This is a genomic window from Aminobacter sp. GW821-FHT11F06 (assembly GCF_058808215.1).
Window position 1 is genome coordinate 573,494 of sequence record NZ_JBXARL010000003.1, and the last position, 22,703, is coordinate 596,196.

Sequence of the window (22,703 nt, forward strand, 5' to 3'; positions counted from 1 at the left end):
CCCACGGTCGTCATGCAGCCGATTATTTCCGTTTCCAATCTTTCCAAGACCTATGCGTCGGGCTTTGTGGCGCTCAAGAACATCAACCTCGATATTCGGCGCGGCGAGATATTCGCGCTGCTCGGGCCGAACGGTGCCGGCAAGACGACGCTGATCAGCATCATCTGCGGCATCGTCAACCCGAGCGAAGGCACGGTAATCGCGGACGGGCACGACATCGTCACCGACTTCCGCGCGGCGCGCTCGCGTATCGGCCTTGTGCCGCAGGAACTGACGACCGACGCCTTCGAGACTGTGTGGGCAACCGTCAGTTTCAGCCGTGGCCTGTTCGGCAAGCCGGCCAACCCCGCCCATATCGAAAAGATTCTCAGGGATCTGTCGCTGTGGGACAAGAAGGACAACAAGATCATCACCCTGTCGGGCGGCATGAAGCGCCGCGTGATGATCGCCAAGGCGCTGTCGCATGAGCCGCAGATCCTGTTCCTCGACGAGCCGACGGCGGGTGTCGATGTCGAGCTGAGGCGCGATATGTGGGAAGTGGTGCGCCTGCTGCGCGAAACCGGCGTCACCATCATTCTGACCACGCACTATATCGAAGAGGCCGAGCAGATGGCCGACAGGGTCGGCGTTATCAGCCATGGCGAAATCATCCTGGTCGAGGAAAAGGCCGAGCTGATGCACAAGCTTGGCCGCAAGCAGCTGACGCTTCAGCTGCAGAACCCGCTGGAACATCTGCCGCCCGAGCTGGCGGGACACGGACTCGACCTGTCCGAGGACGGGCACGAGCTGGTTTACACCTACGATACCCAAGGCGAGCGGACGGGCATCACCGCCCTGCTCAAGGACCTCAACGACGCCGGAATCCGCTTCAGGGACCTGCAGACCAAGCAGAGTTCGCTGGAAGAGATTTTCGTCAATCTGGTGAGTGAACGGCGATGAATTTTTACGCGATCCGCGCAATCTATCTGTTCGAAATGGCGCGCACATGGCGCACGCTGCTGCAAAGCATCGTCTCGCCCGTCATTTCGACCTCGCTATATTTCGTCGTCTTTGGCGCTGCCATCGGCTCGCGCATCAGCGAGATCAACGGCATCAGCTACGGCGCCTTCATCGTGCCCGGGCTGATCATGCTGTCGCTCTTGACCCAGAGCATCTCCAACGCGTCCTTCGGTATCTATTTTCCGAAATTCGTCGGCACGATCTATGAGCTTTTGTCGGCACCGGTGTCCTATCTGGAGATCGTCATCTCCTATGTCGGGGCGGCGGCGTCGAAATCGATCATCCTCGGCCTAATCATCCTCGCCACCGCGGCGCTGTTTGTGCCGCTGCAAATCCAGCATCCGGGGTGGATGCTGGTGTTTCTGGTGCTGACGGCGGTGACCTTCAGTCTGTTCGGCTTCATCATCGGCATCTGGGCCGGCAGTTTCGAGCAGCTGCAATTGGTGCCGCTCCTGATCGTCACCCCGCTGACCTTTTTGGGCGGCAGCTTCTATTCCATCGACATGCTGCCGCCGTTCTGGCGCACAGTGTCGCTGTTCAACCCGGTGGTCTATCTGGTCAGCGGCTTCCGCTGGAGCTTCTTTGGCATATCGGACGTCAATGTCGGCGTAAGCCTCGGCATGACGCTGGTGTTCCTGGTGGCCTGCCTCATCGCGGTCTGGTGGATATTCAGGACCGGCTGGCGCATCAAGGCGTAGTGGCGGGGAACTACTCCGCCCATTCCCTGTCGGCGGTGAAGGCGATCGTCAGCCAGCGGTCCGGACCTTCATCGCCAAGGGCGTCGCCGATCTCGTCGCGCAACCGGTCCCATGCCTCGATGGATTTCGCCGGCAGGCCGGGTGGCACGATGAAATAAAGCTCGATCTGCGTCAGGCGGCCAACCCTGGCGACATAGGCGCGATAAGAAACAAAGCCGTGTTTCCTCACGGTTGCGCGCGCGACCTCGTCGACATGCGCCTTCAGTGTTTCGGGCGTGATCAGCAAGATGTCCGAAAACGCCTGGCGGACCGTGGCGATGGGCATCGGGATGATGATCAGGCAGACAAGCGCCAGCACTGCAGGGTCGACATAGGGCGCGATCCAGGCAAGCGACGTGCCTTCGACCAAACTGCCGCTGATGAAGGCGACCAGCAGCGCAGCCGTGATGCCGCCGGACATCATCCAGGCGGTGACGTCCAAGGTGACGAAGTCGGACTGGATCGTCTTGTTGGCGCGGTTGCCGATGAAGGCCATCGTCAGGCAGGCGGCGAGCGTGACCACCGCATAGACGATGGCGTAGTCGAATTCGAGCTGATGGCCGCCGGCAAGCAGGTTGGCGATGGCGTTGATCAGGGCGTAGATCGACACGCTCATCAAGACGATGCCGTTCATGCCCAAGACGATAGGCTCCAGGTGCCAGAAGCCGAGCGAAAAGCGCTTATGGAGCCTACGGTTGTGGGTGGCATTGCTGGTGATCAGGCGCGCGACGATCAGCGCCAGGATCGTCATTGTCGCGTCGGCAAGCGAGTAGGCCCCGTCGAAGGCGATCGAGAACGAACCGCTCAAAATGCCGAAGACAATGCCGAAAAGCGCGACAATGAATGTGACGGCAATGGAGTTTCGAAGGACGTTGGTTTCGGTAAGCATGCCTCAGCTATGAAATAGCCGGGTGGCGATGTCCACTGGCAGCGAGGTTGAGGGGGCAGTGAAGGCGTGATCTGTGAGATCGACCCAATCTGTCGCCAGGTGGGTAAAAAGGGTCCCTAAGGTTTGGACGCCTTAATCCTGACTTTGGGCACACCAGAACTGTCCAGCTTGATTTCGATAGGTCCGTCGGCGGCTACAGGTGGAGGCGCGACATTTGTGACCTTTGCGTCCTCAAGCCGATCTGCCTGCAGCAACTCGTTGCCTTTGGCCGTCTTCAGGCGCTCCAGCTGATTGATGTAGAGCCCTGACATTTTGGCCCCCCTGACCATGCGGAGCAGCGGCTTCAAAACAGGCGAGCAATATCGCCAGTCATAGCAACACCAACAAGCCACATCGACGCAAATCGTGTTCCGGCAGATGGCCGGAACCGTGCCCTGTCAGGCGCTCTTGCCGTTGGAGGCAAGGCGGAAGCTCTCGCGTCCGCCGCTTGGCACCACGACGAGTTGCCTGACCTTGCCCTGCTTGAAGGCGGTGAGGAAGCGCTGGTAGTCCTTGAAGGCGACGCAGCCATGCGATTCCGCCTGTCTGCCGCGCAGCAGGTAGCTGTGGGTGAGGAAGCCGTCGCGGCCGTATTTGTTCTTGCCGTCGACTGGCAGCATGCGGATCGCCTCGACGCCGTGGAAGCGGCTTTCGCGCATCCTGAGGTTATAGGTGTGCGGCGGGGTCGGCCCGTTCATCTTGACGTTCACGTAGCGCGGATTGTCGGCCATGTTGCCGACGCCGGAATGGGCCTCGAGCACGCTGCCGTCAGGCATGTAGACCTTGGCGGCGCTGATGTCGTAGACGGCGACGCCGTCGCCGGCCCTTGATCCGCCGCCACCGCCGAACAGGTTGCGCAGCGACTGGCCGAGGCTGCCGCTGGCTTTTGGTTCCGGCGGAACATTCGGCCTGGCATAAGCCAGCGTCTGCTTTGGTGCCTCGCGCTGGTCGGCCTTCTTGGGTTCATCGACTGTTGGCGTGGCCGGCTCTTCGACCGGCTGGGTGTCGGATTTCGCCGTTTCCGCCCCACGCGGACGCAACTGCGGCATAGGTCCGTCGGACGGTGTGTCTTGATAGTCTGGCGAGCCAGCAGCGTTGGTGTCGGGGTTCTGGTCCTGCGCCGCGAGGTCTTCCTCTGGCGGCGCCGCCAGCAAGGTTGACATGGCGGTGTCGGCGCCTGCGTTCGGGGAGGGATCGGCATAGGCCAATACGGTTTGGGGAAGCTCGGGCGTGCTGTCGGGCAGCGAGGCAAAGCGCTCCGAGGCGGGCGCTGCGGCAAGCTCCGGGTTGGCGGAGCCGGCGAACAGGCTGGCGAGTTTTTGGGACGTCATGCTGGCTTTTTTCGCGACGGCGTCGAAGCGCGCAGATTTGCCGTTCGCGCCAGCGGTCGCGCCAATGACATGGCGGGCGGATTTCCCGGCGGCAGCCACCAAGCTTGCGGTCACGACAGGCTGCGCCGTAGCCGTGATCAGCCGCGACGCCTTGCTGGTGCTGACATAGGCGACTGGCGCTCGCGCCTGCGTTTTAGTGGCCAAAGCGATCTGTGGGCTGGGCAAAAAGCTGGTTGAGCCGAGAGCACGCGAGCTGCCGGTCGCGACCATGCCAGCCATCGACCATACGGTCGCGCCGGCAAGGGCGGTGCCAAACGAGGCGATCAGCAGTGGGCGCAACAAACGGCGCAAGGGCCGTGCACGAACGATTTTACTCACAAACGCGTCAAACCAGTTATCGCGCAACAGCCCTCAGATCGGCGAGCGACCGCAACAGCGTGACTTCCGGAATGTCCCCATCTCGACCAATGATCGTCAAAGGATGGACAAATATGGTTAAAGTTTGCTTGCTGCGGTGCGGAAATCGCGGGCCGGGCATTCGAGAGCTGAATCTCGAGCCGCTGCTCGTCGCCGCCCCGCTGTCCGCCCTGGGTGGCAGGCTTACTTCCAACGACATGCTGCCTGCCTGATCGCGGCCTGGTGGATGTTCACGACCTGCCGGCCGATCAAGGCTTGGTGGGCCAAGATCATTGGGCCAGACGTGGCAACTGGGGCGCAATGCGCTCGATGGCCATTTCTTACTTGATAGCGGTCGTTCCTCACGGTTAGCTATTCGAGGACGAGAACTGCGGCGGACTGAAAGTGCCGACGAGGCGAACTCGCGGAAAATAGCTGGAGGAGGTCATATGTTGTGTTTTACCAAGAGATTTCTCCTAACCGTAGCGTTGCCGGGGGCGATTTTGCTTACGACCTTCGCGCAGGCCCAGGCAAACGAGCCTACGGACAATGAAATCACCGATGCCTGGACGTATCTTTATGGTCGGTATCTGGTTCTTCAGCAGGAGAACCACGACATTGACGTCGAAAAGGTCGGCTACAACAAGATCAAGTACAATCCGCTGGGCTCGGCCCAGTTCGTCAATCCGAACCTCGACGTGGCCTATCTCGAGGCATGGATCGCAGTCGATGCCGACCATGCGGTGATCCTGAACGTCCCGGAGATCAAGGGACGTTATTACACGGCGCAATTGCTTGATGGCTGGGGCGAGGTCATCGCCAACATCAACGAGCGGACCTTTCCCGACCACCCATTCGGCAAGTTCGCGCTGGTGCTGAAAGGGACCAACCCTCCCATCCCCGATGGGGCTGTCAAGGTCGAACTGCCGGCGGCAAAGGCAAAGATCCTGGCGCGGGTGGAACTGAAGGGGACGCCCGACGAGGCGGTGGCCCTGCAGAAGCAGTTCACGCTCGACGTTCCCGACGGCATCAAGATCGATCCGCCTTACAAGGTGCCTGATTTCACCCCTGCCGCGCCGATCACCTCGGCGATCTTCGATCAGATACCGGAGGTACTTGCGACCTATCCGGACCCGATGCCCAAGGCTGCGGAATTCCAGGCGGCAGCGGAAAAGGTCGCCAGCTTTGCAAAAAGCAGCGACGATGCGCGGGCCAAGGTCGAAGAAATCGTCAAGACCAAGGCCCTCCCTGGCTTTCTCGAGGGCGCGAAGGGGTTCGGGACCCAGAAGGGAGGCTGGTCGGTCAGCTATGTCGCGGGCAACTTCGGCAACGACATCCTGGCGCGCGACATCATCAACTATGGTGGCTTGTGGGGAAATGTCGCCAGCGAAGCGCTCTATTTCATCGGCCAGACCGACAGCCAGAAGCGCCCGCTGAATGGCAGCAAGACGTATGAGATCAGGTTCCCCAAGGATGCGAAGCCGGAGGCGCAGGTGAACGGCTTTTGGTCGGTCTCGCTTTATAGCGTACCGGATTATCGTGTCGTGCCCAACAAGCTGAACCGCTACAACCTGAACAACGTCTCGGATCTCAAGCCCAACGACGACGGCTCGCTAAGCCTCTGGCTCGCCCCGGCGTTGCCGGCAAACGTCGCGGAAAGCAATTGGCTGCCGACCCCTGAGGGCAAGGGTTTTTCGCTCAATATGCGCATGTATGTGGCCAAGCCCGACGTCCTGGACGGAAAGTGGTTCCCAGCGCCCATTGAAGCGAAGGAGTGACAGGCTCGACAAACGACATTGGAGTCGGAGGAGGCTTGCCCTGGATCGGGGCACGTCATGGTCTTCTCCGACCGAAATGCCGATAAGTGGCGCCTGCAGTCCCTGGCTTGCATCCGCCTTGCGCCCCGGCTCGGCCCAAAAGCATTTGCCGTTTGGGGCGGGATCGCCTACATAGCGCCCAACTCCTATCACTTGAGAAGCAGGATACGCGCGCGTGGCACGCCAGTTCATCTATCACATGTCGGGACTGACCAAGTCCTACGGCACCAAGAAGGTGCTGGATAATCTCAACCTGTCGTTCTACCCCGACGCCAAGATCGGCATCCTGGGCCCGAACGGCGCCGGCAAGTCGACCGTGCTCAAGATCATGGCCGGCCTCGACAAGGAATGGTCGGGCGAAGCCTGGCTGGCTGACGGCGCGACGGTCGGTTACCTCGCGCAGGAGCCACATCTCGACCCGAACAAGACCGTGTTCGAAAACGTCATGGACGGCGTTTCCAAGAAGACGGCCATCATCGAGCGCTACAACGAGCTGATGATGAACTACTCGGACGAGACCGCCGACGAGGGCGCCAAGCTGCAGGACGAGATGGATCGTCTCAACCTGTGGGACCTGGAACAGCAGGTCGAGATGGCGATGGACGCGCTGCAGTGCCCGCCCGCCGACTCCGAAGTGACGCAGCTGTCGGGTGGCGAACGCCGCCGCATCGCGCTGTGCCGCCTGCTGCTCGAACAGCCTGACCTCCTGTTGCTCGACGAACCGACCAACCATCTGGACGCCGAGACCACGGCATGGCTGGAAAAGCACCTGCGCGACTATCCCGGCTCGGTGCTGATCATCACCCACGATCGCTACTTCCTCGACAACGTGACCGGCTGGATCCTCGAACTCGATCGCGGCCGTGGCATTCCCTACGAGGGCAACTACACCAAGTATCTCGACGCCAAGGCCAAGCGCCTGATCCAGGAAGGCCGCGAAGACGATTCGCGCCAGAAGGCGATCTGGCGCGAACGCGAGTGGATCGCGTCTTCGCCCAAGGCACGCCAGACCAAGTCCAAGGCGCGTATCAAGGCCTATGAAGAGTTGGTGGAGAAGGCGGATCAGCGCCGTCCGACCGACACGCAGATCGTCATTCCGGCCGGCGAACGCCTCGGCAACGTGGTGATCGAGGTCGATAGCGTGAACAAGGGCTACGGCGACGAGCTTTTGATCGAGAACCTGAACTTCAAGCTGCCGCCCGGCGGCATCGTCGGCGTCATCGGCCCCAACGGCGCGGGCAAGACCACGCTGTTCAGGATGATCACCGGCCAGGAAACGCCCGATAGCGGCACCATCCGTGTCGGCGAGACCGTCAAGCTCGGTTATGTCGACCAGAGCCGCGATGCGCTCGATCCGACCAAGACCGTGTGGGAAGAAATTTCAGGCGGTGCCGAAGTCATCAAGCTCGGCAAGCATGAAGTGAACAGCCGCGCTTATTGCTCGTCGTTCAACTTCCGTGGCGGCGACCAGCAGCAGAAGGTCGGCAATCTGTCGGGTGGTCAGCGCAACCGCGTCCACCTCGCCAAGATGTTGAAGAACGGCGGCAACGTTCTGCTGCTCGACGAACCGACCAACGATCTCGACACCGAAACGCTGGGCGCGCTCGAAGACGCACTCGAAGCCTATGCCGGCTGCGCCGTCATCATCTCCCACGATCGTATGTTCCTCGATCGCATGGCCACCCACATGCTCGCCTATGAAGGCGACGCGCATGTCGAGTGGTTCGAAGGCAACTTCGAAGAGTATGAGAAAGACAAGGTTCGTCGCCTCGGCGCCGATGCGGCCAACCCGCACCGGATGAGCCACAAGCGCCTGACGCGCTAAGGTCTTGAATTGCATAAGACGCCCCGCCCGAAGCGGGGCGTTTTGCTATCATCTGCGCTGTGGGAGTTTGCGGAATGAAAGACTGGTCAGCTTCGCAATATCTGAAATTCGAAGACGAGCGCACGCGTCCGGCGCGGGACCTTTTGGCGCAAATCCTCATCGATAAGCCTCGGCACGTTGTGGACATCGGCTGCGGCCCGGGCAATTCGACCGAACTGCTCGCTGCCCGCTGGCCCGAGGCTAAAATCTCAGGCTTCGACACCTCGCCAGCCATGATCGCGGACGCGCGCCAACGCTTGCCAGGCGTCGATTTCCAGCTCGCCGATGCGGAGAACTGGACACCGGATGGGCCGGTCGATGTGATCTTCGCCAATGCCGTCTTCCAGTGGCTGCCCGGCCACCAGGCGGTTCTGGCGCGATTGCTCGGCCTGCTTGCACCGGGCGGCTTCCTGGCCGTGCAGATGCCCGACAATATCGGCGAGCCCTCGCATGTTTTGATGCGCCAAACGGCTGCCACCATGCCTTTCGGCGCCAAGATCGCAGGCGTTGCGCGGTCGCCCTTGCCGCCGGTTTCTTCGTATTACGGCCTGCTTGTCCCGTTGTCGGTGCGCGTGGACATCTGGCACACGGTTTACAATCATCCATTGGCCGACGCTGAGGCCATCGTCGAGTGGGTGAAGGGAACAGGGCTTCGCCCTTTCATTGATCCGCTCGACGCGGACGAACGGCAGGCCTACCTTGCCGCCTATACAGCAAACATCGCTTCTGCCTACCCGTCGGCGGCAAACGGCAAGGTTCTCTTGCGGTTTCCCCGGCTGTTCATGGTTGCGCAGCGGAAATAGGGGCAAGCCTGATCTCCGAAGCCGGTCCACGATCTGAGCCGGATAACAGCCATGCGGGCCGTATTCGAACCGCTCCGGCTGGCGTAGACTGTCCGCCAGCGAATCTGGGGACGCCTTCGGAGAGGTGGGGTTCGCGAGAAATTGCAGGCATCGGACGGTTTTATGCATCGCGTCATCATCAGTGGTATCGGCGTTGAAATTCCTGAAGCCTCGATCAGCAATGATGAGCTGGTCGAAAGCTTCAATGCCTGGGTCGATATCGAGAACCCCAGGAGGCTGGCGGCGGGCCAGGAGCTGGTCAAGAAATCGGACAGCGATTTCATCGTCTATGCCTCCGGCGTGAAAAACCGCCATGTCCACACGCTCGACGGCATTCTCGACCCCGCAAGGATGAGCCCGCGCATTCCGCCGCGCGCCGACGACGCGCTGTCGGTGGAGGCGGAATTTGGTGTCGCATCGGCGCGCAAGGCACTCGACCATGCAGGGCTTACCGGTGCCGACATCGACATGGTGATCTGCGCTGCCTCGCACCAGCAGCGGCCTTATCCGGCCATATCGATCGAGATCCAGAAGGAACTCGGCATCGAAGGTGCAGCCTTCGACATGAGCCTTGGCTGCTCGTCGGCGGCGGCGGCACTGCATGTGGCGTTCAACCTGGTGCGCTCGGGCGGGCAGAAGCGCGTGTTGATCGTCACACCGGAGATCATCACCGGGCATCTCAACTTCCGCGACCGCCAGACACATTTCATCTTCGGCGATGCCTCTGTTGCCATGGTTGTCGAAGCAATGGGGCCGAAACAGACGCGGCCGGGGCGCTTCGAGATCATCGACACGCGCAACTGGACGCAGTTCTCCAACAACATCCGCACCAATTTCGGCTTCCTGCTGCGCGCCGGCCAGGAAAACACCTCCGTCGTCGAGATGGAAGGCAACATGATCAAGCAGGTCGGCAACAAGGTGTTCAAGGAGGTGACGCATGCAGCGCACCGCTTCATCACCGCCTTCCTCGCCGACCATGGCATGACGCCGTCCGATATCAGGCGCTACTGGCTGCACCAGGCCAATGCGCGCATGAACGCGATGATCCTCAAGCTGGCGCTCGGCCATGAGGCCGATCAAGACACTGCCCCCATGGTGCTGGAACGGTTGGGCAATACGGCGGCGGCCGGGGCCATCATCGCGCTCAAGGAAAATCATGAGGATATGAAAGCGGGCGACCACGGGCTGGTCTGCGCCTTCGGCGCCGGCTATTCGATCGGTGGCGCGCTCGTCAGGATGATGTAACGGATCACGGTTGGTGATCGGAAGATCACGCTTTTTGTCTGGATTTCCAGTTAGCCGATCGGCATGGTGCCGCCTCAAATTGCGAGGCAAAGACATGCTCGATCCGACGATGCACAGGGAAGGCGAACCCGAGGTTTTGCCGGGCAGGAAGCTTATTGCGCGCGTGGCGGGCGTCTATACAGCTCCATTCGATCATTTCGTGACGCGTGCGGTGGAGACGCTGCCGCTTGGCTTCGAGGGCATCGACGGCGATTTCCATGCCGGACACACCAGGCGCTCGGGCGGACGCGAGCCGTGGTATCCGCGCGGCACCGAAATGCGCAACGAGCGCCAGTTGTCCATCGTTGCGCCTGACGAAATGGCGATCATCGCCAACCGCATGGGGCTGGCCGAGATCAAGCCTGAGTGGATCGGCGCCAATCTTGTGCTTGAGGGCGTGCCGATGCTGTCGATGCTGCCGTCGGGCACGATGCTGTTCTTCAAGGGCGGCGTGACAATCAAGATCGACGGCCAGAACGCGCCGTGCCGCCTCGCCGGACGCTCGGTCGCCGAACATGCCGGCATGGCCGACCACGATGCCGGCTCGCTTTTGTTCCCAAGGGTTGCCAAGCGCCTACGTGGGCTTGTCGCCTGGATCGAGAAGCCTGGAACAATCACCTCAGGCGAGGAGGTGTCGGTGCGCGTTCCCGAGCAGTGGATCTATCAGGTATAGTGCTCAGCGCGGCAGGCCGGCATCGGTCAGAGGACTGCTGCGCGAGGCTGTTGCTGCCTTGATCGTGGTGACCTTGTAGACCTTTCCCGACTTGTCATAGGTCGTCCACTCGCCGACCTGGGTGCCGTTGCTGAAATGGCCGGACCGGAGCTTGGTGCCGTCCTTGCGAAACCATTCCCAGTAGCCTTCGGCCTGGCCAGCGCTGGTCTGGCCGACAACCCACAGGCTGCCGTCCTTGTGGTGGTGGCGATATGGTTCGGTGCTTTCCGCCATACGCATGTCTCCTCACAGCAAATTAGCCGCCCATTCGAGGAAACCAGAAATGGCTTTGTCGGGCAAGCGGTGCCTGTGGTGGCGCTTCAGACGTCCTCGTCGTCGGGGTCGAGCAGGCGCGTGGCGCGCCAGCGCGTCAGCACGGCATTGATCTCGTCGAGGATGAAGAAACGCGCGGAATCGCGGTCGTAGCCTTCCGACAGCAGCTTTTCGTAGTCGGTGTGGGCGTGGCGGATATGGGCGACGGTGGCCAGCCACACCGCAATCGACGGCGGCAGCGTCTTCATGTGTTTGGCCTGCGCATCCGCCCTGATTGCCTCGGTGTCGGCGTAAGGTGCCAGCGGCAAGAGCAGCGTGAGCGCCTTGCCTATGGCGCGGCGGCGCCCGGTGGGCGGGTTCATTCGCTGCCGCCTTTGTTCGGACGCGTGGCATCGGGGAACGCATCGACAGACGGAAAGTACGGCTTGATGTCGATGACCGGCGTGCCGTCGAGCGCATCGATGGCGTCCAGCTCGATGCGCCCGGCCTCGATGTCGATCGAAACGATGCCGGCGATATGCAGGCCGACAGGGTTGGGCCGGGCAGGGGAGCGCAGCGCGAAAACACCTTTGGCTTCAGATGCATGGCGCGGTTTCTGCACAATCAGATTCCGCGGCGCCTGTTCGAACCAGCTCAAGATTACGACGTGGCTGAAGCCGGCAAGACCGGCAAGGCCGGCCCGATAAGGCTGGTCGATGAAAAGCGTGGCACCGCCGCCCTTTTCGCGCGCGGCATTCATGTTCTTGGGGCAGTCCTCTCGCAGCCTCCATGGTGAGGTGATGCTGCCGATGAAGACGAGGTTGGCATCGGCCGGCATGGCCGCCGGGTCGCTGGTGAGCGCCACTTCGCCCTCGCGCTGCTCGAACATCTGCATGGCATCCTCCCACGGTCGCGCCATTTTCTTGCCCGCATGCGACATTGGGCGTTGCAATCATTCGTTTCGTCACATAAAGATATGTTTATGTCTTTTGGCGAGAACCGAAGCCGATGCACGTCGCACTCGACACGATGGTAGATACCTTGAAGGCGGCGGCCGAATCCAGCCGCCTTCGCATTTTGACGCTGCTTTCGCGCGGCGATTTGACCGTCTCCGACCTGACCGAGATTCTCGGCCAGTCGCAGCCGCGTGTGTCGCGCCACCTCAAGCTGCTGCTCGAGGCTGGCCTGATCGACCGCTACCAGGAAGGCTCTTGGGCATTTTTCCGCCTGTCCGATGCCGACCAGGCGCGCGCCTTTGTGCAAGGGTTGGTCTCGGGCATCGACAAGGCCGACAGCCAGGTGGTGCGCGACTTCGAGCGCCTCGAAGACGTCAAGCACAAGCGCCAGGAGCGCGCCGCGCGCTATTTCAGCGCCAATGCGGCGAGCTGGGACGAGCTCCGTTCGCTGCACGTTGCCGATCGCGCCGTCGAGGCGGCGCTTTTGAAGCTTGTCGGCAAGCGTCCGTTCCAGTCGATGCTCGACCTCGGCACCGGCACGGGCCGGCTGCTTGAAATCTTCGCGCCGCTTTATCGCCGTGGTGTCGGCATCGACCAGTCGCGTGAGATGCTGGCGGTGGCGCGTGCCAATCTCGACAAGGCTGGCATCGCCAACGCCCAGGTGCGCCAGGGCGACATCTTCTCGCCGCCGGTCGAGCGCGACGCCTTCGATCTGGTGACCATACACCAAGTGCTTCATTATCTCGACGATCCGGCCCGCGCCATCCAGGAGGCGGCGCGCCTGCTGCGCCCCGCCGGGCGGCTGGTGATCGTCGATTTCGCCCCCCATGGGCTCGATTTCCTGCGCTCCGAGCATGCGCATGCACGGCTTGGCTTTGCCGACCGGCAGATCGCCGACTGGCTGGCCGAGGCTGGGCTGGAGCTTGAGGAGACGCAAGAGTTCGAACCGCGCGGCTCCTCGAACAAGGCGAGCCTCACCGTCAAGCTGTGGCTGGCGCGCGACCGCCGCCTGCTGATCGCCGACCCCAATCCTGAAATACAAGCCGCAAGGGAAACCGCCTGATGAACCAATACCAGCTGTCCAGGCGTTCTAATATCGGCGAGCGGGTCAAGGTATCGTTCGAGTTCTTCCCGCCGAAGAACGACGACATGGAAGCGCGGCTGTGGGACACCATCAAGCGCCTTGAGCCGCTCAATCCGCAATTCGTGTCGGTGACCTATGGTGCGGGTGGGACGACGCGCGAGCGCACCGCGCGCACGGTCAAGCGCATCCTCGAGGAGTCGACGCTGACGCCGGCAGCGCACATGACCTGTGTTGACGCGTCCCGCGAAGAGGTCGAGCAGGTGATCGCCGAATTCGCGGCCATGGGTGTCAAACGCTTCGTAGCACTTCGCGGCGACCCGAAAGAAGGCGTGGGCGCAGCCTATCAGCCGCATCCCGGCGGCTATGCCAACGGTGCCGAGCTTGTCGGAGCGTTGAAGGGGCAGGGCGATTTCGACATCTCGGTGTCGGCCTATCCGGAAAAGCATCCCGAGAGCCCCGACTTCGCCACCGATTTCGACATGCTCAAGCGCAAGGTCGACAATGGTGCGACGCGTGCGATTACCCAGTTCTTCTTCGACAACGATCTCTACGAGCGCTACGTCGAGCGCGCCCGCAAGGCTGGCATCTACATTCCGATCGTGCCGGGCATCTTGCCGATCCACAGCTTCACGCAGGTGGCGAATTTCGCCTCGCGCTGCGGCGCGCATGTGCCGGCATGGCTGGCCGAGCGTTTCGACGGGCTCGACAAGGACCCGCAGACGCATGCGCTGATCGCCTCGGCGGTTGCTGTCGAGCAGGTGCACGACCTCGTCGAGCGGGGCGTCGGCGACTTCCATTTCTATACGATGAACCGGGCGGACCTGGTGTTTGCCGTGTGCCACATGATCGGCATCCGCCCGCAAGCAGCGCCAAGCTCGGCAGCTGCCTGAGGAACTGAAAAGGCCGGGATTTTGATCCCGGCCTTTTCGAAGTTTTCCACCTTAGAGGTGCTATCGTCTTCCGCCGTCTGCGCGGCCTATGGAAGAGCTCCAACAATGAGCGCGCCGATAAAAGCGAACGCGGCGCAAATCATGAGTGCATTGATTGACCTAGTCAGTCCCATGCATAGCCTCCTCTGCGCAAGTCACAGGGCGGAATTTAGGGTCATTTCGGCCACACACAAGAAAAAAATGTGCTGCATTGCGACAAGATTGTGAGAATTACGACGCATTCTCTCGTCTTAGCCTTTGGAATTATTTGCCAAATGCGCTCGTAACGGCTGTGGAGAAATTGTGGCAAACTTTCAGCTGGCTGCTGCTGCCCAGCGTCTGAAAAGGCGCCCGTCAATGGTCACGAGCCCGAGTGCGATGAGCGCCATGCCACCAAGTTCGAAGGTTTCCAGACGCTCGCCAAGGAAGGTCACGCCAAGCAGGATGGCGCTCGCCGGCACGATCAGCGTGACCAGCGAGGTGTTGGTGGCGCCCGCAGACGCGACCAGCCCAAAAAACAGCAGATAGGCAAAAGCCGTCGACAACAGCGCAAGCGCAAAGACCGCCGCCCATACGCCGGCGCTGGCCGCAAACAAACCGCCGGTGCCATGCACGATGAGCACGATCGGGATCATCATGATGGTGGAGGCGGTGAGTTGGCCGGTGGCGACGATTGCCGGCGGCACGCCCTTGAGGCGGCGCGCGACCATCAGCGCGAAGGCATAAGACAGTGCCGCGCCGATCAGCGCCAGCTTGGCCCACACCGGGCCGCCGAGGCCGGCAACAAGGCCGGGGCCGATCATGACGGCGGTACCGCAAATGCCGAGCGCGATGCCGGCGAGCTTGTTCCAGTTCAGTTTCTCGTCTGATGTCATCATGTTGGCGACGATCAGGGTCCAAAATGGCGTTGTCGCATTCAGCACCGAGGCGAGGCCGGCGCCGATCTCGGTCTGGCCGGCGAAGATCAGCGAGAAGGGGATGACATTGTTGAGCAGCGCCAACCCAAACAAGGTGCCGGCCAGCGGCAATGCGGGGCGGAAGGACGGACCGCGCACAAGCAAATAGACGTGCAGCGCCAGGGCCGCGATCATCACCCTGAACAAGACGAGCTTGAGCGGCGCGATTTCGCCGACGGCTATATGGACAAAGAAGAACGAACCACCCCAGATGACGCCCAGCAACAGAAGCTTGGCCCAGTCTCTTGCCGACATGTCGCGTTCCTTCTTGGGTTTGTCACATTCGACAGCTACGCGCGATTCTCGGGTAGGGCCACCCGATTCCAACAGGTGACGCAACGCTCCTGCCAAAACTCGCTCGGGTTGCATCGCTGTCCGCTTGGTTTAGATTTCGGCCCGCAACGAGGAGCTTCCATGCAGCGATTCGACAATGCACGCGAGGCAGCACTGGCGCTCCGTCCGGATGCTCCGGTCTATTGCTTCCGGCCCGAGGTGCTGAAAGCCGATGCCAGGGCCTTCATGGAGATGTTCCCCGGCAAGACCGCCTATGCGGTCAAGACCAATGGCGAGCTGATCGTGCTCAAGGCACTGGTCGAGGCCGGGGTGACGATGTTCGACGTGGCGTCACCCGGCGAGTTCGCGGCGGTGAGGGAGGTCTCCTCCGACGCCGAGATGATCTACATGCACCCGGTCAAGGCGCAGTCCGACATCCGGCTGGCGCTCGAGACCTACGGTATCAGGGTGATCGCCGTCGACCACGAAGACGAGATCACCAAGCTCAGCCGCGTGGTGCGCGCGCTCGACATCGACCCTGGCGCGATCACCGTGTTCGTGCGCGTGCAGACCAAGGGGTCGGCGGCCTATGAACTGTCGAAGAAGTTCGGCGCGGGGCCAGCCTATGCGGTCGAGCTCGCCGAACGGCTGAACCGCAATGGCTACAAGGTCGGTTTGTGTTTCCATGTCGGCTCCCAGATCGAGGACCCCGACACCTATGAGCGCGCGCTTGCGTCGGTCGACTGGGTGCGCAACCGTGTCAGCTTCGATCTTGCCGGATTGGACGTCGGCGGCGGCTTTCCGGCCGAATATGGTCATGACCCCAATAGCAAGAAGCCGGTGATGCCCTCGATCGGGCAGATCATGTCGCGCTTTCGCGGCGATCTGAAGGAATATAATTTCGACGAGATGCCGCTGGTGGCCGAGCCCGGCCGGGTGATCGTGGCGCGCTGCCTGTCGCTGATCGTGCGCGTGTTGCTGCGCAAGGGCAGGCGCATCTACATCAATGACGGCATCTGGGCGTCGCTGTCGGATTCGTGGACCGGCAAGATCACGCTGCCGGCGCGTTTCATCCCAGATCCGGCGATCCGCACGCGCAACGGCGACGTCGGCAAGATCGTGCCGTTCAAGGTGTGCGGGGCAACTTGCGATTCCGTCGACATCCTGTCACGGCCATTCTGGCTGCCCGAGACGATCGACACCGGCGACTGGATCGAAATCGGCCATATCGGCGCCTATTCGCTGTCGCTGAGGACCCGTTTCAACGGCTTTTACCCCGACACTTTCGTTGAGGTGACGACGCCCTTCGACGAGGGCGAGGCGCCGGTCGGATTGGCCAGCCTGGAGACGATGGCGGATTGAAAGGGAGCGAATAGGGAATAGCGAATAGTGAGTAGTGAACAGGGCAACGCGGCTTGAATTGCCGTTTGGCAGCTCCGATCTACGCTACTCGCTACTCGCTACTCGCTACTCGCTACTCGCTACTCGCTACTCGCTACTCGCTACTCGCTACTCGCTACTCGCCTGAAGATCTGCCAAAAGCTCGTCCGTCGGCCAGCCGTCGACAGGCAGCTTGAGACGCATCTGTTCCTGGCGGATGGCTTCGCGGGTGTTGGTGCCCAGGATACCGTCGATGCCGCCGACGTCGTAGCCCTTGTCGGCAAGCTTCTGCTGAAGCTGCTTCATGGCATCGCCAGTCAGGCCTGCATCCGGATTGCCGCGATCGAAAGCCGGCTGGCCGGCGAGACGGGCAGCAAGATGGGCTGCGGTCAGCGTGTAGGTCGCCGACTGGTTCCATTCGAGATAGACATCGTAATTGTCGTAGGTCAGGAAGGCCGGACCCTTGCGACCCATCGGCAGCACGATTGCGCCCTTGAGGCCATTGTCCTTGAGCGGGCTGCCATCACGCATGGTGACGCCCATGTCGGCCCATGTGGTCAGCGGCTGCTTGTTGGTGCGGCCTGTCTGTTCCCAGTCCATCTCGGCGGGAACCCGGACCTCCTCGATCCACGGCTCGCCACGCTTCCAGCCGCGCGACTGGATCTTCTTGGCGGTGGTCAAGATGACGTCGGGTGCGCTGTTGCGCAGGTCGACAATGCCATCGCCATCGCCATCGACGCCGCGCGCCAGATAGTCGGTGGGCAGGATCTGGGTCTGGCCGATTTCGCCGGCCCATGCACCCTTGACGTCTGCTGGCAGGACGTTGCGGTCGATCAAGGTGATCAGCGGTATCACCTGCGGCCGAAACAGGTCAGGCCGGCGGCAGTCATGCGCCAGCGTCACCAGCGCGTTGAGCGAGTTGAAGTTGCCCTGCACCGCGCCAAAATCGGTCTCCAGTCCCCAGAAGGCGGCAATCACCGGCCCGGGCACACCGTATTCCTGTTCGGCCATGGTGAAGTACTGGCCATATTTCTGCAGGTTGGCGGCACCGTGCTTGAGCCGATAGTCGCTGACCATGCGCTCGGAAAACTGGGTGAAGGTCTGGGCAAAGACGCCCTGGGCGCGGTCGCGTTCCAGCACCTTCGGATCGAGCGCCGCGTTGGCCAGAGCAGCAAGCCCCTGTTCGCCGACACCGGCGGCGCGCGCTTCATTGGCGAGGTTCTGCTTCCAGGTGACGAAATCGTCGCCGCATTCCGAGGTTGCCGCAGGCGCGCCCTGGGGAACGGCAGCGGTATCCTGGGCGATCGCAGGCGCGGCCGCAGTGGTCAAAAGTACGGCGACCAGCGCCTTGCTCAGCAGTTTCATGGGCAGCTCTCCTGCTTGGCCCGTCACGTCAAGGCTTTCGCCCAATAGCGAAAGCAGCCGGACGGCCAGCTCAATGTCTTGCCGCGCTTTCTACAGAAACGGGGCGAGGGCCGCACCCCCTCTTCTTGTCGCATCTGCCATGCGAAATGCGCAGCCCGGAGGTGCAGTCCGAGGTACCTGGAAAATGCTATTTTGTGTTGGCGGCGAGCCACTTCTTCCAGTGCTGCTCTGTGCCGTTGAACACGTTGATGTCGGCGTCGCCCTTGATGCCCGGCACGACACCGGTGCCGGTGTATTGCCAGAAGGTGAAGGGGTGGCTGCCGTATCGCGAGGTCGGATGACCTGCCACCGAGCGCAGCCAATAGTGATAGCCCGGGAACGTCGACAGGTTGTTGTCTTCGAAGAAGTCGATCGAGGTGTAGATGATCGGTTTCTTGCCGTAATGCTTCTCGACGATGTCGAGGAAGATTTTCATCTCGCTACGCACGGTGGCGGCAGGCGGACGCAGCTTGCATGTCGGCGACTGCGGGTTCCATTCCATGTCGAGGATCGGCGGCATCGAAGAGCCTTCCCTCGGCACGTTGTTGATGTACCAGCTTGCCTGCTCGGCCGCCGGACGGCAGAAATAGTAGAAATGATACGCGCCGCGCGGCACACCTGCTGCCTTGGTCTCGCGCCAGTGCTCGCCGAAATAGTCGTCGACGCGGTCGCCGCCTTCGGTCGCCTTGATGAAGGCGAAGGAGATGCCGCTGCTCTTGGCCTTGGCCCAGTCGATCGAAGTCTGGTACTTCGACACATCGGTGCCGTGGATCGCGTAGGTCCAGGGCGCGCCGCTCTCCCACTGGTGCGGATCGCTGTCGCTGAAGCGCGGGTTCTTGACCGATACGCTGGCCATGGTTGTCGACTTGCCAGCAGGGGCAAGCGACAGGGTGTCTACAGTCGAGCAGGCGCCGAGGAAGGCGAGCAGCACAAGAGCCGAAACGCGGCGCATTACTTCTCCTTGGACCAGCACAGCCGGTCAGAGCTTGTCGTTATGGGGTTGGCCATGTGGCCAGCTTCTACTTCGATGGATCAGCGGTTTCCCCTAGACACCGCCTATCCCCTCTGGTGATCGTCGCCGATCATGGTTGATAAACCGTTGATCGCGCTCGACAGCCTCAAAGATTTGCGTGAGGAATGACGGCAATTCCATGGCGGAACCATGATGCCGGGGTGGGGGAAGCAATGCGCGTAGCGGGCAGTATCCTCAAATGGGTGGTTGGCCTCGTGGTCCTGGCGGTCGCCGGTCTTTCCGCTTGGCTCTATTTCGCGCCGCCCGATTTGATCCGCGTCGGTTCCGGCTATGCCGCCAAGATCGTCTGTTCCAACGTTTTCCTTGCCGGCCGCGACGCCAATCAGGTGCTTGCCGATGATGTCCAGGCGCCAGGACATCCGCTGCTCAGGCTGATGTCGGTTCATGTCGACCAGAGTGCAGGCACTGTGCGCGCCGGGCTGTTCGGCATCTTCGGCAAGGGCTTGGCGGTTGCCCATGAAGGGGCTGGCTGCAGCACGGTGCCGGACGGCGACCTGAAAGCCGCAGCCCTTGGGGCGGTTCCGGCAGCGCCTGCCGCCAATGGCGAGGCGCTGTGGCCGGAAGGCGAGCGGGTCGAGGCGTCGCAAGATCCGGCGATCAACGCGATTCTTGATGATGCGGCGCTTGCCGGCCCCGGCATGCGTGCCACAGTCGTCGTCCAGAACGGCAGGATCGTCGGCGAACGCTACGGCGAGGGTTTCAGCGCTGCGACACCGCTGCTCGGCTGGTCGATGACCAAGACGGTGACAGCCGCGATCATCGGCACGCTGGTCGGCGAGGGCCAGATGTCGGTCGACAAGGCCGCGCTGTTTGCGCCGTGGCAGGCGGATGGGCGCGCCAAAATCAGCCTTGCCGACCTGATGGCGATGTCGAGCGGGCTTGAGTTCAACGAGGATTATGGCGACGTCGCGGACGTGACCCGCATGCTCTATCTCGAACCCGACATGGCGAGTTTCGCCGAAGCCAAGCCTTTGGCGCATGAGGTCGGCAAGGTCTTTTCCTATTCCAGCGGCACAACAAATTTGTTGTCGCGGCTGTGGCAGGACGCGGTGGGTGATCCCGCCAAGGCGCTGGCTTGGCCGCGCGAAAAGCTGTTTGGACCGCTCGGCATGACCAGTGCCGTGCTGGAGGCTGACGCGCGCGGCACCTTCGCTGGTTCATCCTATCTCTACGCCACTGCGCATGACTGGGCGCGCTTCGGCCAATTCCTGCTGCAGGACGGGGTATGGAATGGCGCGCGCATCCTGCCGGAGGGCTATGTCGGGTGGATGCGCGAAAAGGCACCGGCATCGAACGGGAGATACGGTCGTGGCCAGCTCTGGCTGCGCGGGCCCGAGGGCGGCACGCCGCCGGGTGGCAATCCCGATGCCAGCTTCGATCTGCCGGCCGATGCGTTCTGGATGCAGGGCCATGACGGGCAGACGGTGGCGATCGTGCCTTCGGCTAATCTGGTGGTTGTCAGACTGGGCCTTACGCCATCAAAGCTGCACTACAAGCCGCAAGCCATGCTGGCGGCGCTGGTTGTGGCGCTCAGATAGGCCTCTGTCCGCCGACAACGACAAGCCAGGCGTAACCACGATAAAGTGCGACGAAGCGAAAGCTTTTTCCTGCCGCGCGGGCCTGACGGGCGATCTCGGTGGCAAGGGTTTCGCGTGGGGTGACGTGGAAGCGCGTGAGCCATCGCTTGAGCAGGCTGCGGAACCAGCCGGGCAGGCCTTCCTGTTGGCCAAAATCGACGATGTGGACGGAGCCGCTGGCCGCCGCAAGGGCTGCGGAAACCGAGCGTTCCCAGCCGGGGATCATCGACAGCGCGTAGGAGATGAAGACGCGGTCGAACCCTGTCTTGCCGAATAGGGCGTCAGCATCGAACGCGGTCGCATCGGCCTGCGCCAGGGTGATGCGCTCGGACAAACCTGCCTTGGCGATCGAGGCCCTGGCGGTCGCCAGCATCTCGGGGGAAATATCGAGACCGTAAAAATGCGAATCGGGAAAGCGGCGGGCGGCGAGGATGAGGTTGCGACCTGTGCCGCAGCCGAGTTCCATCACCGTGCCGCCGGCCGGAGGATCGAGTTCCGCGATCATGCGGTCGCGGCCGAGCAGGTAATATTTCCGCGTCAGGTCGTAGAAATGGCGCTGATGCCGGTAGACCCGGTCCATCAGCCCGGAATGGCTGGCCGAAAGCCCGGGCGCGCTCATAGCGGCTTCTTCACATAGAGGTGGAAGCCGCCATAGATCGCCGAGCGGTCGCGGGCGGTGAAGTCGCGCGACTGCGCTTCTTCGTAAGTCCATTGGTCGAGCAAGGCGGGCGAGAGCCTGCCGGGCAAAAGGCTCGGCTCGGCGGCCGTGCGGAAGATGACGCGGGCGCCGGGTGCCGCAGTGCGGGTGATTTCGGTCCACAGCGCGTTGAGCTGGGCGTCGCTCATCCAGTCCTGCGCGTCGAGCAGGACGAAGCGATCGGTCGTGGCGGCGTCCTTGCCGGCGAGGAATTCGGTGAAGTTGGCGTGGTGGATGCCGACACGACCGACATTGTCGCGGATCGTCGCGTAGTGGGCCTGTTCGAGATAGGCGGGCAGGGCGGCTTCGCCGGGCTGAGGATAACGCCGCGCGAACGCTTGCCAGGCGAAATAATTGTTTTCGAGCGGGAAATCGCAGGCGAGCTTTTTCAGGCGCGCCTTGAGCACGCCGGCCATTGAACCGTCGCCTGAGGTCAGCAGAGAGTCGTACTGCGCCGGCGGGATGCCGAGGCCGAACAATGAGGATTTGCGCGAGGTGACGAAACGCAGCATCGGGCGTTCGAAGACGGGTGCGATCTTCTCGTTGAAGAAGCGGCGCTGCTCCTCCTGGCTGCCGGCGGCCATGATAGCGGCAGGGTCGACGCCGTAGAGTTTGGCCACGCGATGGCCAGCAGCGATGAACAGGCCGAGAAGCCCGGTCTTGTAGAAATTACCGTCAAAGGTGGCGATGCGGCGTTTGCCGCGCCAGTTGCGGCTTTCCCAGTAGCGCCGGCTCGAAGGATCGAGATGCGGTGCGATGAAGCGGTCATAGGCGTGCGAATTGTGCTCGACATTGGCCTCACCGAAGAAGCGGAACAGATCGGCCTGCGCGGGCAGATGGCGGACCGCTGCGAGTTTCATCCTGTTGAGCGCGATGTGGGCCACGTTGAGGTCGACAGCGTCGATTTTTGCCGGCGAACGGGTGAGGTAGGCGAGGATGTTGCAGCCGCCGGAGGCGATGGTGACGACCTTGTGGCCCTCGGTGAGCTGCATGGCTTCCATGTCGACATCGGGGTCTTCCCATATCTGGGGGTAGACAAGGCCGGAAAACAAAAGGGCAAACAGCCGCTCGGACAGTCCTTCCCTGGAAAGGGCTGGGTTTTGATAGACAGCCTTGCCAACTTTCTTGCCGCCACGAAAGACAAGTTCTCCGGAAACGTCGGTCATGGAAATGCGATTCCCCGCTTCGTTGTTGGTGCAGCGGGTAGCGCACCGGCGTGACAGCGCGGTGACGCGGCGATGACGGCGGCACG

The 22,703-nt window shown here is 62.1% G+C and carries 22 protein-coding genes; 11 read left to right on the forward strand and 11 right to left on the reverse strand.

Annotated features, from left to right (window positions below; all coding sequences use genetic code 11):
- Positions 1-12: 12 nt before the first annotated feature.
- A complete protein-coding gene (locus tag AC1RTB_RS10605; protein ID WP_492881442.1) occupies positions 13-939 on the forward strand; it encodes an ABC transporter ATP-binding protein in 927 nt (308 codons plus the stop codon).
- A complete protein-coding gene (locus tag AC1RTB_RS10610) occupies positions 936-1,697 on the forward strand; it encodes an ABC transporter permease (protein ID WP_492881441.1) in 762 nt (253 codons plus the stop codon). Before AC1RTB_RS10605 ends, AC1RTB_RS10610 begins: the two co-directional genes overlap by 4 nt.
- A 10-nt stretch (positions 1,698-1,707) precedes the next feature.
- On the opposite strand, the gene AC1RTB_RS10615 is transcribed toward AC1RTB_RS10610, so the two are convergent.
- The 3 genes from AC1RTB_RS10615 to AC1RTB_RS10625 form a co-directional block, all read right to left on the reverse strand.
- The gene (locus tag AC1RTB_RS10615) at positions 1,708-2,625 is read right to left on the reverse strand and encodes a cation diffusion facilitator family transporter (protein ID WP_492881440.1); all 918 of its coding nucleotides are present in this window, start codon (positions 2,623-2,625) and stop codon (positions 1,708-1,710) included.
- Between the two features lie 116 nt (positions 2,626-2,741).
- Positions 2,742-2,936 (reverse strand): hypothetical protein, encoded by a 195-nt coding sequence (locus tag AC1RTB_RS10620; RefSeq protein ID WP_492881439.1) that lies wholly within the window; start codon positions 2,934-2,936, stop codon positions 2,742-2,744.
- Between the two features lie 126 nt (positions 2,937-3,062).
- Entirely contained in the window at positions 3,063-4,346 is a 1,284-nt protein-coding gene (locus AC1RTB_RS10625) for a DUF2778 domain-containing protein (RefSeq protein ID WP_492943810.1), read from the reverse strand.
- A 338-nt stretch (positions 4,347-4,684) separates the two neighbouring features.
- Between AC1RTB_RS10625 and AC1RTB_RS10630 the strand changes: the two genes are divergently transcribed.
- From AC1RTB_RS10630 to AC1RTB_RS10650, 5 genes are all read left to right on the forward strand, one after another.
- Entirely contained in the window at positions 4,685-6,169 is a 1,485-nt protein-coding gene (locus AC1RTB_RS10630; protein ID WP_492881437.1) for a DUF1214 domain-containing protein, read from the forward strand.
- Positions 6,170-6,383: 214 nt separating this feature from the next.
- Positions 6,384-8,033: an energy-dependent translational throttle protein EttA gene (gene ettA, locus AC1RTB_RS10635; protein ID WP_492881436.1), complete on the forward strand. Its 1,650-nt coding sequence runs from the start codon at positions 6,384-6,386 to the stop codon at positions 8,031-8,033.
- A 74-nt stretch (positions 8,034-8,107) separates the two neighbouring features.
- A complete protein-coding gene (gene tam / locus AC1RTB_RS10640; RefSeq protein WP_492881435.1) occupies positions 8,108-8,875 on the forward strand; it encodes a trans-aconitate 2-methyltransferase in 768 nt (255 codons plus the stop codon).
- 162 nt (positions 8,876-9,037) lie between these two features.
- On the forward strand, positions 9,038-10,159 hold the full coding sequence (locus AC1RTB_RS10645) for a beta-ketoacyl-ACP synthase III (RefSeq protein WP_492881434.1): 1,122 nt from the start codon (positions 9,038-9,040) through the stop codon (positions 10,157-10,159).
- Positions 10,160-10,253: 94 nt separating this feature from the next.
- Positions 10,254-10,871, forward strand: a complete 618-nt coding sequence (locus tag AC1RTB_RS10650; RefSeq protein ID WP_492881433.1) for an MOSC domain-containing protein — start codon at positions 10,254-10,256, stop codon at positions 10,869-10,871.
- 3 nt (positions 10,872-10,874) lie between these two features.
- Here the strand turns inward: AC1RTB_RS10650 and AC1RTB_RS10655 are convergent, their stop codons facing one another.
- The 3 genes from AC1RTB_RS10655 to tsaA form a co-directional block, all read right to left on the reverse strand.
- Entirely contained in the window at positions 10,875-11,144 is a 270-nt protein-coding gene (locus AC1RTB_RS10655) for a toxin-antitoxin system YwqK family antitoxin (RefSeq protein WP_492881432.1), read from the reverse strand.
- Between the two features lie 86 nt (positions 11,145-11,230).
- The gene (locus AC1RTB_RS10660) at positions 11,231-11,545 is read right to left on the reverse strand and encodes a DUF2293 domain-containing protein (protein WP_476783488.1); all 315 of its coding nucleotides are present in this window, start codon (positions 11,543-11,545) and stop codon (positions 11,231-11,233) included.
- Positions 11,542-12,051 (reverse strand): tRNA (N6-threonylcarbamoyladenosine(37)-N6)-methyltransferase TrmO, encoded by a 510-nt coding sequence (gene tsaA, locus AC1RTB_RS10665; RefSeq protein WP_492881472.1) that lies wholly within the window; start codon positions 12,049-12,051, stop codon positions 11,542-11,544. The genes AC1RTB_RS10660 and tsaA overlap by 4 nt, the downstream gene beginning before the upstream one ends.
- A gap of 119 nt (positions 12,052-12,170) precedes the next feature.
- Between tsaA and AC1RTB_RS10670 the strand changes: the two genes are divergently transcribed.
- Positions 12,171-13,181, forward strand: a complete 1,011-nt coding sequence (locus AC1RTB_RS10670; protein WP_492881431.1) for an ArsR/SmtB family transcription factor — start codon at positions 12,171-12,173, stop codon at positions 13,179-13,181.
- Positions 13,181-14,092 (forward strand): methylenetetrahydrofolate reductase [NAD(P)H], encoded by a 912-nt coding sequence (metF, locus tag AC1RTB_RS10675; RefSeq protein WP_492881430.1) that lies wholly within the window; start codon positions 13,181-13,183, stop codon positions 14,090-14,092. The genes AC1RTB_RS10670 and metF overlap by 1 nt, the downstream gene beginning before the upstream one ends.
- A gap of 353 nt (positions 14,093-14,445) precedes the next feature.
- Here metF and AC1RTB_RS10680 read toward each other — a convergent pair whose 3' ends face one another.
- Entirely contained in the window at positions 14,446-15,342 is an 897-nt protein-coding gene (locus tag AC1RTB_RS10680) for a DMT family transporter (RefSeq protein WP_492881429.1), read from the reverse strand.
- A gap of 159 nt (positions 15,343-15,501) precedes the next feature.
- On the opposite strand from AC1RTB_RS10680, the gene AC1RTB_RS10685 reads away from it, so the two are divergent.
- Positions 15,502-16,722, forward strand: a complete 1,221-nt coding sequence (locus AC1RTB_RS10685; RefSeq protein ID WP_492881428.1) for an alanine racemase — start codon at positions 15,502-15,504, stop codon at positions 16,720-16,722.
- A 147-nt stretch (positions 16,723-16,869) separates the two neighbouring features.
- Here the strand turns inward: AC1RTB_RS10685 and AC1RTB_RS10690 are convergent, their stop codons facing one another.
- Positions 16,870-18,105, reverse strand: coding sequence for a lytic murein transglycosylase (locus tag AC1RTB_RS10690; protein WP_492881427.1), 1,236 nt, complete (start codon positions 18,103-18,105; stop codon positions 16,870-16,872).
- Positions 18,106-18,292: 187 nt separating this feature from the next.
- Positions 18,293-19,096, reverse strand: coding sequence for a glycoside hydrolase family 25 protein (locus tag AC1RTB_RS10695; RefSeq protein WP_492881426.1), 804 nt, complete (start codon positions 19,094-19,096; stop codon positions 18,293-18,295).
- Between the two features lie 233 nt (positions 19,097-19,329).
- Between AC1RTB_RS10695 and AC1RTB_RS10700 the strand changes: the two genes are divergently transcribed.
- The gene (locus AC1RTB_RS10700) at positions 19,330-20,715 is read left to right on the forward strand and encodes a serine hydrolase domain-containing protein (protein WP_492881425.1); all 1,386 of its coding nucleotides are present in this window, start codon (positions 19,330-19,332) and stop codon (positions 20,713-20,715) included.
- Here AC1RTB_RS10700 and AC1RTB_RS10705 read toward each other — a convergent pair.
- Both AC1RTB_RS10705 and AC1RTB_RS10710 read right to left on the reverse strand, forming a co-directional pair.
- Complete coding sequence (locus AC1RTB_RS10705; RefSeq protein WP_492881424.1) at positions 20,708-21,373, reverse strand: SAM-dependent methyltransferase; 666 nt, start codon at positions 21,371-21,373, stop codon at positions 20,708-20,710. The genes AC1RTB_RS10700 and AC1RTB_RS10705 overlap by 8 nt on opposite strands.
- Entirely contained in the window at positions 21,370-22,617 is a 1,248-nt protein-coding gene (locus tag AC1RTB_RS10710) for a BtaA family protein (RefSeq protein WP_492881423.1), read from the reverse strand. Before AC1RTB_RS10710 ends, AC1RTB_RS10705 begins: the two co-directional genes overlap by 4 nt.
- Positions 22,618-22,703: the final 86 nt, after the last annotated feature.